9 protein-coding genes and 2 tRNA genes are annotated in these 12,877 nt (G+C 38.8%); 6 read left to right on the top strand and 5 right to left on the bottom strand.

Annotated features, from left to right (window positions below; all coding sequences use genetic code 11):
• The 3 genes from UABAM_RS13295 to UABAM_RS13285 are packed head-to-tail and all read right to left on the bottom strand — an operon-like array spanning nucleotide 1 to nucleotide 4,186.
• Nucleotides 1-891 (bottom strand): FHA domain-containing protein, encoded by an 891-nt coding sequence (locus tag UABAM_RS13295; protein WP_151968489.1) that lies wholly within the window; start codon nucleotides 889-891, stop codon nucleotides 1-3.
• Between the two features lie 4 nt (nucleotides 892-895).
• Entirely contained in the window at nucleotides 896-3,748 is a 2,853-nt protein-coding gene (locus UABAM_RS13290; RefSeq protein WP_151968488.1) for a S41 family peptidase, read from the bottom strand.
• 6 nt (nucleotides 3,749-3,754) lie between these two features.
• Nucleotides 3,755-4,186 carry a DUF4783 domain-containing protein gene (locus UABAM_RS13285; protein ID WP_151968487.1) on the bottom strand — a complete coding sequence of 144 codons (432 nt, stop codon included), beginning with the start codon at nucleotides 4,184-4,186 and terminating at the stop codon, nucleotides 3,755-3,757.
• Between the two features lie 388 nt (nucleotides 4,187-4,574).
• Here UABAM_RS13285 and UABAM_RS13280 point away from each other — a divergent pair, with 388 nt between their 5' ends.
• The 6 genes from UABAM_RS13280 to UABAM_RS13255 all read left to right on the top strand — a co-directional run bounded on the left by UABAM_RS13280 (nucleotide 4,575) and on the right by UABAM_RS13255 (nucleotide 10,285).
• Entirely contained in the window at nucleotides 4,575-5,228 is a 654-nt protein-coding gene (locus UABAM_RS13280) for an FHA domain-containing protein (RefSeq protein WP_151968486.1), read from the top strand.
• A gap of 23 nt (nucleotides 5,229-5,251) precedes the next feature.
• A tRNA-Arg gene (locus UABAM_RS13275) sits at nucleotides 5,252-5,325 on the top strand.
• A gap of 15 nt (nucleotides 5,326-5,340) precedes the next feature.
• Nucleotides 5,341-5,413 (top strand) — tRNA-Trp (locus UABAM_RS13270).
• Nucleotides 5,414-5,958: 545 nt separating this feature from the next.
• Nucleotides 5,959-8,769 carry an ion channel gene (locus tag UABAM_RS13265; protein WP_151968485.1) on the top strand — a complete coding sequence of 937 codons (2,811 nt, stop codon included), beginning with the start codon at nucleotides 5,959-5,961 and terminating at the stop codon, nucleotides 8,767-8,769.
• Nucleotides 8,770-8,790: 21 nt separating this feature from the next.
• Nucleotides 8,791-9,984 carry a GAK system CofD-like protein gene (locus UABAM_RS13260; protein ID WP_229759398.1) on the top strand — a complete coding sequence of 398 codons (1,194 nt, stop codon included), beginning with the start codon at nucleotides 8,791-8,793 and terminating at the stop codon, nucleotides 9,982-9,984.
• A gap of 19 nt (nucleotides 9,985-10,003) precedes the next feature.
• Nucleotides 10,004-10,285, top strand: coding sequence for an amphi-Trp domain-containing protein (locus tag UABAM_RS13255; protein ID WP_151968484.1), 282 nt, complete (start codon nucleotides 10,004-10,006; stop codon nucleotides 10,283-10,285).
• Between the two features lie 45 nt (nucleotides 10,286-10,330).
• Here the strand turns inward: UABAM_RS13255 and UABAM_RS13250 are convergent, their stop codons facing one another.
• Nucleotides 10,331-11,530 carry a low temperature requirement protein A gene (locus UABAM_RS13250; RefSeq protein WP_151968483.1) on the bottom strand — a complete coding sequence of 400 codons (1,200 nt, stop codon included), beginning with the start codon at nucleotides 11,528-11,530 and terminating at the stop codon, nucleotides 10,331-10,333.
• 63 nt (nucleotides 11,531-11,593) lie between these two features.
• Nucleotides 11,594-12,715, bottom strand: coding sequence for a hypothetical protein (locus UABAM_RS13245; RefSeq protein WP_151968482.1), 1,122 nt, complete (start codon nucleotides 12,713-12,715; stop codon nucleotides 11,594-11,596).
• Nucleotides 12,716-12,877: the final 162 nt, after the last annotated feature.

The following is a 12,877-nucleotide window of genomic DNA, read 5'->3' as shown; positions in this document are numbered from 1 at the left end:
TTACAGTTCAAATTCAAGTTCTTTGTAGTACAAGTCGATTACTTGCGAACGTGCATTCATAATAAGTCCAAAGATTGTCAGAACAATACCCGCAAGAATACCGACAACAGTGAAGCCTCCTAATCCATGAATCACGGACAGTATTAACGCTGTTATAAAAGATAAACCTTGGGTTTTAAAAGCAACGCCGTCGAGTAAAAAGCACACCAATGGTACAATAAGAGCAAACATGATAAGTTTCTTTGCATAAAATTTACTGTGATTGAGACGCATCGTTAGTTTTTGTACCACAATATTTTCGCGTTGAAACAAAAGCGATATTTCGCGAACCCTACGTGAAAGTGGGGTGACAAATATACGTGTCGAAAAAATATTTTTCAAAACATTGGCGTTGATGTATCCAGGACTATACACGCAACTTGGACATACTGGTATAATCTTGAAATCGTTTTTTTCTGTTGCTTCTGATGATGTCTGGGCTTTGGTAATTTCTTCTAAAGACAGCTTTTTGTCGGTAATCGCGATTTTTATATTGTGTTCTTTTGTGTGTCCTACAGAAGAACACACCGTAATGTACTTTTTGATTTGCTGTACCTTCGTGTCAACAAAAGTACATTTGAAATTACCAAATGCGACACTGTCTTTGTTGCGTAACTCGTGTTTTTTCTGTACTCTTTTACCGTTGACAAAGGTTCCATTTGTGGAACCAAAGTCTTCTACGATTACTTCATTGCCTGTAATGTAGATTGCTGCATGCTGACCTGATACACTGGTATCCTCGATATAAAGGTCCATTTCTTCATCGCGGCCTATGGTAAAATTATCCTTTAAAACAAAGGTTTTTTCATGGTTGTCTTTGGCCACTTTTAGGGCGTAACGTCCTTCTGTCACTTTTTTATTTTCCTTTTAGTTGTTTTAGAATCAAATTAATCGCGAAATCTAGTTGCGGATCTTTTCCTTGTAAACGATCTTGAGAAGTTTCTTTTACTACATAATCTGGCGCTACTCCCAAGCCTTCCATGTTTGTCCCTTTATTTGTATAGTAACCTACTGCAGGGATGCGAAAAGATGCGCCGTTTTTTAGACGGATATCTCTTGTACCAATAACTCCTCCTGAAGTGGGAACTCCGACGACTTGGCCAAGTTTTAATTCTTTGAAAGCATGGGTGAAAACTTCTGCGTCACTAAAGGAATTTTCATTGATAATAACCACCACGGGTTTTCCCCAATAAATGGCGGGTTGAGACTGAGGTTTTCCTTGGCGCGTTTTTACAGAGATGTAGGGTTTTTGTTGGAGAATATTGAGAAGTTGTTGATGAATATTCCCCCCAACATTGTCGCGCAAGTCCATAATCATTCCTTCCGCAGAGTTACTGTAGCGTTGCATTACCTGTCGAAACTGTTGTAAGGTATTTGCGCTCATTTCGCGTAGATGTAAATACAAAACTTTATTGCGACAACGTTCACGAACCATCGCCATGCGTTTGCGCAGTAGCTCGTTGTATTTTAGCGTGATGATTTTTCGTGCGGATACCGGTTTCAGTTTAAGGTAACGTCCGTCTTCCACATTATAGCGTGAACTAACAAAAATACGTACAGATTTTCCTATTTTGTTATTCAATATTTTTGAGAGGTTTACTTCTTCACTTAAAATTTTGTCTTCTATTTGGAATACAAAATCTCCTTTGCGAATCCACGCTTTGTCTGCGGGACCGTCTTTTACCACATCAATTACGCGGCAACCTTTTTGCCCTGGAATATGCTGTAGAGTCCATCCCAATACACCGGTTTTTACCAATGCTTTTGTTTCTTTACTAATCCCTAAGTGCGATGCTTCGAGTTCTCCCAGAAGACGATTCATGTAAAAGTACATTTCTTCGTCTGTTGCGGAATCCATTGCCAAACTACGATATAATTTTCCTAGTTCTTTCCAATTTTTGCCATGGAAGTCTTTATCGTAAAAACCTCGATCTATATAATCGAGCGCTTGGTCAAAGATCTGCTTTTTTTCACTTAATTCACTAATTTCTCTTTCAACGAGAAAAGGTATGCGTTTACCAAACACCACGCGTTGTGGTGCATCAATTTGATAAATATTTACATCTCCATCGCGTCTTGATTCAAATAAAATCTTATCTCCCATTGGAGACCAACACGGTACGGAAGCATCTTCGGCGACAAGCATACTTTCCCCGCCACTTCGCGAGATAAGACGTATGAAACTTTTATCTTCTACATGGGTTTCATACACAAGCCAGTTACTATCATTTGACCATGACGCAACTTGAGTAAGGTTATTATGTTTGGTAATCTGTCGCGCATCTTTATAGGCACCATCGGCAGGCATGACCCATATTTCTTGGTTACCGGTTTCACCGGAGTCAAAAGCAATCCAGCGTCCGTCAGGAGAGTACACGGCGTCATCTTCTGATTTTTTTCCGTAGGTAACTTGTTGGGTGACTCCATCTTCGAGATGTACTTTCCATATATCGCGGTTTCCGCTTCTTTCGGAAGTAAAAACAAGGTTCTTACCATCAGGAGACCAACTGTGATAAAAATCATTGCTAGCGTGATTGGTAACGCGTTTGTGTTTTTTCTTATTGATGTCATACAAAAAAATATCACTGTTACCGTCTTTTTCCACACAATAGGCGATGAGCCTACCGTCTGGAGAAAAACGTGGCCATTCCTCTTTTTCGTCACTGCTGGTAATTTGGCGTGCCTTGCCTCCTGATGAGTTCATTATGTATAAATCACCCTCCATAGCAAAAGTGATATAACGCCCATCGGGAGACCAATGACCCATTTCGTTTCCTGAAGTAATGTTGATTTTCTTTGTTTTGGTAACATATTGTTTTTGTTGAATGTTGATGGCGATTTTTTGTGGTCCCGAACCATCTAGATCCATTTTCCATAGTGCAAAGTTCATTTCAAAAACGCAAAACTTTGCCGTGGATGATATGTCCATGGAGTGAATGTCAATAGAAACGTTGGTTACCGCAGAAGGCTTGAATTCTCCCATTTTCATCTTCCAGATGTTGTAAACAGAGAATTCTTTTTTTCCCTTTTTTTGTAAGGATTCGCGTAGAAAAAAGATGTCTTCTTTTACCATTACTGGTCGAATGTCGTTGCCGGCAAAGTCGGTAATAGGTTTTACAGATTTTGCCCCCTTTTTTTGTGAATACAAATCCCAGTTGCTGCTACCGCGGTAGCCTTGTTGCCATAAAGTAACACTACCATTGGCAAAGACCATGTCTTTGCCATCTTCTGAAAATGTCGCATGTCGTCCACCATCAAATGTGACTTGCTCAACGAAGCCACCGACAAGGGGAACTTTCCATATATTCGGTTTGCCGTCGCGGTATGAACAAAAGTATAGTGTTTTGCTATCTTTGCTCCATGTACAGGGAGAATCCCAGGAACCATTCCAGGTAACTTGTCGTGGCTCTCCACCTTTTTGAGAAATTACCCATACGTTGAAATCACCTCCTCTTTTGGAAGCGAAGGCGATCCATTTGCTGTCAGGAGACCAAATAGGACGTGTATCTAATTCGGGGTGTGTGGTGATGCGTTGTGCTTGTCCTCCTTTGATATTGGCTGTCCAAATGTCACTTTTGTAGACAAATGCGACGGAATTACCATCAGGAGAAATACTTGGAAATCGTAACCCCTTTGCCCCTGGTACAGATGTTTGGTTCGCGAAAATCGCTGTTGTGAAAAATAACAAAAGTATACTTATATGTTTCATGCGAAATTATCCTATAATATTAATACCACCTATAAGCCATTTGCGTTTCTTTGCATCAAACACAAGATAAACATATATAATTTTTAGTCGTTTTTTGCCTGAACGTCTCAATCGATATGAACAAAGAGCACTTGCCTTTGTCAACTGCATCTTTTTTTTGTAGTATTTGAACTCTGTGGTTTTTATTTCTTTGAAATACGTATTCAAAATGGCTATGGCGTGTTCTTTTGAATATCGTCCTTTTTGCTTTCCCAAGTTCAATGAAATTTTATGTGATAGAAGTGGTTGTAATTTCTTTGCCTCCCCCCCCATCCAAATTTTTTTGACGGTAACAAAAATGTGCATTGTGGGTAATTTTTGGCGATTGTTACCTTGTGCAAACAATAAACTTGGCAGGAAAGCAACAAAAAATAAAATGAAAATTCGCTGTTTTAACATTTTGTTTTCCTTGCCCAGTCAAAGCTGTAATAAAATTTTCTTGAAATATTAAACGACCTTTCTTAATATCTACAAGTACCTTAATCCTTATCAGGGGTATTCGTTCTAAAGCCATTATGGGCTTGTGTTCGAAAAATTTTTTAGTAAATAATTCGCACGCAAACACACAAAACAGACTTACTCCCATAAAATTGCGTATGCAAATTGTCGAAATTTGAATGCCAACTGAATATGAGATAACCCTGTTCAAAGGTATAGATTTTAATACATCTAATTGTGCTACATCAATGCATATTAATCAAATTACAATGCAAAAAAAAGTAGAAAATACAATATCTTCGTTTTTTTAAACAAAGTAAATCCCCAAACCTAATAAAAGCGACAAACAATGACAAATGCTTATTTGAGATTCAAAAAAGAAAACACCAATCACAAAGTTATGCTACTTCCAGGTACTAAAGTAGAGTTTGGACGTGACAAGAGCAATGATGTAAAGCTGGCATTATATCCTTTGGAAGAAATATCATTCCAGTGGGCAACCACCGATATAAGCCGCAAACATTTTGTAATAGAACGCAGCAGTAGTTTTAATTATACCATAAAAGATGATGGTTCTACAAATGGCACAAGTGTGGATTGTTTGGCTGTTCTAAATCAGGCAAAAAAACTGTGCGATAAGCAAATTGTAGATGTAGGGGGTGTATTAGATCTAGAAATTGATATGCGCAAAAACAATATGCTTTTAAAGCGCATCGGCAACACCCCAGAAGAAGCCTATTTTCTTTTTGGTGAAGATTTCACCATCGGTACCTCTCCTGAGAGTTGCATATTCATAGAAAAAAGCGTTCGCAATCAAGCGGTTATTTCTTTTAAAGACAATCAGTACTTTATCAAACCAAGCGAAGAAAACAGCAATATTTACGTCAATGACAAACTCATCGAATACAAGCAAGAAACCCCTCTAAACCAGGAAGCAAAAATTTCGATGACAAATAACAATGTTTTTTTTGAAATAATTCTTGAAAAGAAAAATACTTTTTAGTATCATGACCAACCTAAAAATTAGCGCTTGTAGCTCAACTGGATAGAGCATCGGTCTTCGGAACCGAGGGTTGCGGGTTCGAATCCTGCCGAGCGTGCACAAAAGCAAATACAGGAGTATGGTGTTAACGGCTAGCACATTGGTCTCCAAAACCAAGGGTCCGGGTTCGAATCCTGGTACTCCTGCTTTCTTTCCTTTTTAAACCTTCCTTAACCACACTAAAAAAACAATTTCTCAAACGAAAGAATAAGATATGGAAATTTTTATTCTTGCAACCATTCTTCTTGCAATTCATATATTCATTGGAATAAAAAATGGTGAAGTTTCCTGGAAATATGGCAAAATTAACAAAGAAAAAAGCCCGAAATTGTTTTATTGCTTTATGGCACTTTATATCGTTATTCTATGTAACTTTATTGTGATTTTAGTTAAGGAATACATATAGTTTGTTGTATTTTGCCCATTCAGCTTTTCTTCACAACGCTCACTCTTTTCCTATTGGTTCGTACCAAAAATTTTTCAGGCATAACTGCACACCTAGTAGCAGATCTACGAGCAATATGATAAAATCTAGTTTTATCTTTTTGAGTGTGACTATCTTGTTACATTAAGTCAATGAGTTGTTGCCTTGACTCGTTAAAAAGAACATCAGTACAAACATATTTAAATTACAAATGGAAATTTTTAGAACTCTACTAAGAAATTTTTACTTATACCTAGGACAATAACCATGGTTAAATTTAATTTTGTGCGGCGTGAAGTGAATGTGAAACTAGTCTACTACGGACCGGGATTATCAGGGAAAACCACAAGTTTAGAAGTTATTCAGCAGAAAATTCCACCAGAAAATTGCGGAAAGCTCACATCTATATCCACAGAGCAGGATCGCACTTTATTTTTTGATTTTCTCCCGTTGGATTTGGCTCCGGTTACTGTTGGCGGATTAAAATTAAAAGTACGATTATTCACCGTCCCAGGACAGACTTTTTACAATGCGACGAGAAAGTTGGTTCTCCAAGGTGCAGACGGTGTCGTATTTGTTGCGGATAGTCAGGTAAAAAAACTAGACGAAAACATAGATAGTTTACAAAATCTCAAGGAAAATCTCGAAGAGTACGATGAAGATATTCGCGATATACCTTTAGTAATGCAGTGGAACAAACGCGATTTACCAGACATTTTACCTGTAGAAGAGCTAGAAAAACACCTCAATCTGTACAATAGCCCTTCGTTTGAGTCTATTGCGGTCACAGGAGAAGGTATATACTCCGGCTTGAAAGAACTATGTACGCTGGTTGTCACGAGGGTTAGAGCTAAAATGGAAGAGAGCATCAAGAATGATGCCACACCAATTATCGAGAGCAGTACTACGGAAGACAAATTGGCATCTACAACAGAAGAGATGGCCGCACAAGACAAATCGACATCTGAGACAGGCGACACACAAGATAAAACAGAACAGAAATCTCGACCAATTCTTTTTAAAAAAATTCCCCATACCAAGAGATTCAAAAAACAAGATAGCATCATAAATGAAAGTAGCTTTGCTTTTTCAAAAAATACTCACGACGAAGAAAGCTCCTCTGTCTCCACGGATACCAACGATAAAGAAAGCCCTATTACCAAAGAAACCAGCGATTCTGTCTCCGTTACGAAAGGTACTAGTGACAAGGATGCTAGTGATTCGGTGGCCAAAGAAACCGGCGATTCTGTGTCTCAAGAAACCAGTGACGAAGAAATTAGCGATTCTGTGCCTCAAGAAACCAGCGATTCTGTGCCTCAAGAAACCAGTGACAAAGAAACCAGCGATTCTGTGCCTCAAGAAACCAGTGACAAAGAAACCAGTGATTCCGTCTCTGTTGCCAAAAACGATTATGTTCATCTACTCAAAAAGGGTAAACTTTATCGTACCCAAAAAATAGAACTTCTAGATCTTAGTGGGGAAACATTTGACAATGAAGTGGTTTTGGAAAACCTTGTTATTGGAGAATTGCGCGCCCATGAGACAAAATTTCTAAAAGATGTTGTTCTACGCAATGTGACCATTGACAAAATTGCAATGGGTGGGGTATATCGCACTGAAGAGATAGACTCTACTGCCTATGATGCATCAGAAACCCAAATTACTGAGTCGACACAGCACAAACAAAAACCTGCGCACTTTGCACAAAAACTCATTGTAGATAGCGTAAACATTCACGAATGTGCACATTTTGATGGAGTGGAATTTGGTGATGATGTCGAATGGAAATATGTAAAGATGCCCACACCACAGGAAACACAAGACGTTTTCGTGGCGATGCGTTATGCTAAATTTACTAAGCGCTTTTCCATGGTAGGTTGCCGATTCGAAGCGGTGGATATGCGCGAAGCGCAATTTCGTGAACGTGTACACATAAGTGGTACTACATTTGCTGGCCTTGTCGATTTTAGTAGGGCGCTTGGAAATGCCGGAGCAAAGTTTATGGAAGAATTTACCATTCGCGAATGTAACTTTTTGCAATGTGTTCGGTGGCAAGGCATTGACAGCTATATGAAATTTTCTATCCTTGCCTCAGGATTTCAAGAAAATGTTTTTCTTAGCGAAGCGCGCTTTCATGACGAAATTGTAATACTCGATTGTAAATTTCACGGACAAGTGACTTTTCATCTTAGCAATTTTACTCGCGATGTTCATCTAGCAAAAAATGCCTTCTCCGAAGTAGTTTGCGAAGAAATACACTGCGATAGCAAATTGTATCTGCAAGGTAGCACAATGCAAAGTTTACAAATGGATAACTGTCGTTGCGAAAAAGAGTGCAATTTTGCCAATCTCGACTGTGGAAGCCTGTCTTTGAAATCATCCATTTTTAACGGTGTCGTCAACTTTTCTCTAAGCAAATTTAACGGCCGTTGTGACCTTAGCGCGGCATTATTTGCTCAAAAAGCAGATTTTCGAGGTGTAAAATTTGGAGACTGTATTGCGATGAACCATCTTGATGCAGATAAACTTTTGATTTCGTGGCAACAAGTAGATGGAAAATTGGAAAGCGAAAATAAGCGGCAGTATGCGCAGGCCGCAGAAGAATATTCTATTTTAAAAACGATTTTTGCAGTACGAAACCAATATGATGATTTAGATGAGGTGTACTATCGTTATCGACAAATGCAGCGTAAGAAATTACGCATTTCGCCATTGCATCCGTTGCAGACACTACAGCGCTTTGCGGAATTTTGTGCTCTCGACCGCTGTTGTGGATATGGAACAAAACCTTTTCGTATCGCTTTTGCTTCCATAATTGCTGTATTGGTATTCGCCTGCTGCTATAGTCTTTTCCCCAACCAATTTGTGTATATTGGCCCAACTTCTACACCAGTACTGTTTGATTGGACGAGTTCTATTTATTTTAGCATGGCAACATTCACCACAATGGGTTTTGGCGATTGGGTACTACAACCATATAGTTTTTTTCGTTTTGTTGTTGCAATAGAAGCCTTTGTTGGCATCTTTGCAATGGTTTTGTTTGTTGCTGCGTTTACACGTAAAGTTATTCGTTCATAACAGTTAGTGCTGGAGAATGTCGTGGTAAAAGTAACCGTTACGCGTACAATCGAGATTCCAGACGTGCTAAAGATAGAACGTTACCGACGCACTCCCGAACTTGGGCCTAAAATTTTATTTTTTAGCGGTGGGAGTGCTTTAAAAACGCTCAGCCAACGTCTAATTCAGTATACACACAATTCGATTCATTTGATTACCCCTTTTGACTCCGGAGGAAGTTCCGCCGCCCTGCGAAAAGCTTTTTCTATGATTGCCGTGGGGGATTTACGCAATAGATTAATGGCTCTCGCTGACCAGTCTGTTCGTGGAGCACCAGATATATATGAACTCTTTGCAATGCGATTTGCACAACGCTCCAATGACGTGTTAAAAAAAGAATTGGACACTCTTGCAAATGGGCGCCATCCTTCCATGCAAAAAATACCTGATTCTATCCGCAAAATTATTTGTTACAATTTGCAGTTTTTTGCGATGAAAATGCCCGCAGATTTTCACCTCCAAGGTGCGAATATAGGTAACTTGATCTTAACCGGTGGTTATCTGAACTACAATCGTAATATCGATTCGGTCATTTTTTTATTTGCGAAACTCGTAGAGGCGCGTGGAGTGGTGCGTCCTATTCTCGGAGGTAACTACCATTTAGTTGCCGAATTAGAGAACGGACAAATTCTGGTGGGGCAACATGTTATTACGGGAAAAGAAACATCGAAAATACCCTCTCCAATAAAACGTATATATTTAACTGATTCTTTAGAAAGCCGTGAGGAAGTACAGCCGATTGTTCACGAAAAGATAATAAAAACCATTAAAAAAGCGGAATTGATATGCTATCCCATGGGAAGTTTTTACAGTAGTTTAATCGTGCATTTTCTTCCACAAAAAACCGCAGAGGCTATAGTCCAAAATAGTTGTCCTAAAATTTTGATACTGAATTATGGTCAAGACCCTGAACAGTTGGGAATGACACCTTGCTCGATGGTGAAAACACTTTTGTCGTATCTTCAACGTGATTTTTGTGAGGAAGTACCTATTGACAAATTACTCAATTTTGTTTTAGTAGATTCAAGTAGTAACGAGTACCCTAACATAGAGAAGAACATACAAGAAATCCAAAAGATGGGGATACAAGTCATTGATACGCCGCTCATTAGTGAGAAAAGTAAGCCGCTCCTAGACGCAACCAAACTTATTGATATCTTACTATCTTTTATTTGATAGATGAAAGGGACACACAATGGGTAAAAGTTGGAATTTCAAATCACCGGTAAATAAACAAGAGTTGAGTAACATACTTCGCGATTTAGCAAATAGTATCGAACAGGGGAAAGTTGTTCTCGAAAATGAAGATAGCTTTGTCTCTTGCGAATTAGACGATTCGCTAACGCTTAGAGTCGAAGCAGAGCAAAAAAAAGATCGCGAAAAACTCTCCTTTGAAATAAGTTGGTACAAACAATCTGTAAAAAAAATACACGAATTTAAAATTTCCAGCACTGAGCCGGAGGTGACGGACGAGTAATCGCTGCAGGGGAGTACCATATATGTTTAGAAGGAAAGTTTCATGTTAACTTGATGTACCTCGGGAATTTTTTTCTATTTGGTGTATGTGACGTACTCCCCATTGATAAGAGTCATGAGCTGCGACGATGAGCATGACTAATGTAATAAAAAATACCCCCATTTTCGCCGTTAAAAAAGTAGAAATATATCCAATAACAAGTACGATGAACGCTGCCGCTAAGCGTACCCTCAGTATAGGATCTTTCCATTTTTTTTGAACGGTCCACTGGATTGCGATTAGCGCTAGAAGATAAACACAAATACTGCCAGAAAATAAAACAATACCCAATATATCTTTATTGGTAGCACCTTTCAGTATTTCGTTTAGGATACATTGAATTCCCACCCCCACAGCAGCAATACTGGCAAATATAAAAAAATGTCCGTACCCCCACACAAATGTGCTTAGTCCTGTTTCTAACATCGATGAATAATCAAAATCAAAATAGATCCACCAAATGCATGCAGCAGTAATAAAACCACAAAGAGCTGTCAAGATAACATCAATATTGAGTACACCGCTTAAGGCCGAAGCGACAGCTAAAAGTGACTCTCCGAGCACAATGATGGTAAATAATCCATAGCGCTCACCAATATGTCCATCGTGAACAGCGAAGTTATAGCTAACAGTGGACCATGCCCATATAGGCGTAAGAATTTGTATCAATAATGCGACGCCCCAAACTACATAGCGAGTTGTAGAGGGAAAGAATAAAGATATTCCCCATACAGCGCCCGCGGTAGCCGTTCCCAAGACAAAGCGCAACGAAAACGTTTTTAATTCATCATTATGCAGTAGTACCCGTAGCCACAAACCAAAGAGAAAAGCTTGCAGAATAATATACAAGCAAACAAAGGCATTGCTAAATCCATTGGGGATGTTTTCGATAGTTGTGGAGAGAGCGACGATTGTCATTGCCACAAATAAAACGGAGACACGGTAGGGAACGTCGTCGTTATCAAAATGAGAACAGTACCAAGTGAATTGATTCCACGCCCACCAAATGGGTACAAAAAGAGCCAGATATACCCATATACCAGATGGACTATGGTCTTTTAGTAAAGTTCTAGCGAGTGCACCAACGCAAATGACAAAACACAAATCCAGAAACAGCTCTAACCACGTCGATTGACGATGTGGTTCCTCGCTTGTTCTTACACGAACGTCTTTAAACCACGGATATCTTTTTGTTTTTTCGTTCATTTGCTTTTCCTTTTTGTAAGGCTATTCTTTTTAGAACCAAATAAATGTTAGGGGGTGTAGGTCCTATTTGTCATTTGTTTTTTGTGCTTTTTTGCGCTTTTTTTTGATCTTTTTTATCATGCTATTGCTGACAGAGCCTTTGGCGACAAGCTGCTCTAGTTTTTCCATGGTGGCATTGCTTAGGTGTACCGCCATATTTTTCAAGACGCGTGAAGCTCCTTCATGCGTTTGCTGCATTCGATTTCCATCTAACAATACTTCTATCATCTTATTTTGCACTTTTTCATGGTTTGTGATTTCGAGATTGCTTAAAACGTCAACAGCTTTATCATAAACATATTTGTCCTTGCTGTCGATACAAAGTAGGGCTTTTTCTTCTACTTCTGAACCTTTTGCATTGCGAAGGTGAAATAAATTAATGATTCTGTAGCTAAGTGATTGGTCATCTTTATTTGTAGAATTTATTAACTCGGTGGTTAATGCGTCTAACAACAATGTAGTGGCCAACAGCCCTTCTTCTGATCTTTCGCAGGAACGAATGATTTGTAGTTTCATCACCGAACTTTCCGCCGGAAACATCGCAATGAGTTTTGCCAACTGTTGTTGCTTTTCGCATTTTAACATTCCAATGCCAACAACAGCTTGCATACGTGTAAAATCACTTTTATGATCCAGTCCACTCGTTAAAATTTCTTTTAATTCGCAGCGGCTTTTATCTACGAACGCAAGAAAAGATGCCGCAGTCATTTGATCTTCAGGAGTACTACTTAGTTTATGGTTTAAAAACGCAACCATTTCGTCTTTCAAACCATATATACTTAACTTGGCTGCAAATTTATTCATTTTGCGATTTTCACTTTGTAAGTTGACAAATAAAGCCTCGTATAAGGTACCGTTTTTTAGATTTTCTAACTTAAAGTTGCTTACATAAGCAGGCGTTCTTTCGTTTTTTCGGTAGGCAAGCATGAAAAGTATTGCCGCCGCTTCGCGAGCGATCATATTGTCGCATGTCAAAGCGTCTACTAAAATTTTACTCTCTTCGCTACTGGCGATATGAATACCATCCTCTAAACATTTATTGAGATCAGTTGCCGCAAAAAATCTTTTCTTGGCGTCTTCCAACCCCGAGGTTTGCTGTGCGATACACGCTATGAAAAACATATATGTGAGTATCAGTTTTTTCATAAAATTCCTTTCTTAAATTACAATCTTTAATAAGTGGCACGGATTATATTGTTTTGCTATCCACAATACAATTCTTTTCCACAAACTTTTATTGGAAAAAGTTTTTCGATTTACGTAAAATAAAACCATGGCTAATCAACCCAAAATCTTCATTTCTGACAA

This window comes from Candidatus Uabimicrobium amorphum, from assembly GCF_009002475.1.
Lineage (GTDB): Bacteria > Planctomycetota > Uabimicrobiia > Uabimicrobiales > Uabimicrobiaceae > Uabimicrobium > Uabimicrobium amorphum.
The sequence above is the reverse complement of the archived record's forward strand: the minus strand, read 5'-3'. Positions and strand labels throughout refer to the sequence as shown.

What these genes read in the sequence shown, in the direction of transcription:
- UABAM_RS13290 (WP_151968488.1), bottom strand. Translation starts at nt 3,748, where the DNA reads ATGAAACATATAAGTATACTTTTGTTATTTTTCACAACAGCGATTTTC.
- UABAM_RS13285 (WP_151968487.1), bottom strand. Translation starts at nt 4,186, where the DNA reads ATGTTAAAACAGCGAATTTTCATTTTATTTTTTGTTGCTTTCCTGCCA.
- UABAM_RS13280 (WP_151968486.1), top strand. Translation starts at nt 4,575, where the DNA reads ATGACAAATGCTTATTTGAGATTCAAAAAAGAAAACACCAATCACAAA.
- UABAM_RS13265 (WP_151968485.1), top strand. Translation starts at nt 5,959, where the DNA reads ATGGTTAAATTTAATTTTGTGCGGCGTGAAGTGAATGTGAAACTAGTC.
- UABAM_RS13255 (WP_151968484.1), top strand. Translation starts at nt 10,004, where the DNA reads ATGGGTAAAAGTTGGAATTTCAAATCACCGGTAAATAAACAAGAGTTG.
- UABAM_RS13250 (WP_151968483.1), bottom strand. Translation starts at nt 11,530, where the DNA reads ATGAACGAAAAAACAAAAAGATATCCGTGGTTTAAAGACGTTCGTGTA.
- UABAM_RS13245 (WP_151968482.1), bottom strand. Translation starts at nt 12,715, where the DNA reads ATGAAAAAACTGATACTCACATATATGTTTTTCATAGCGTGTATCGCA.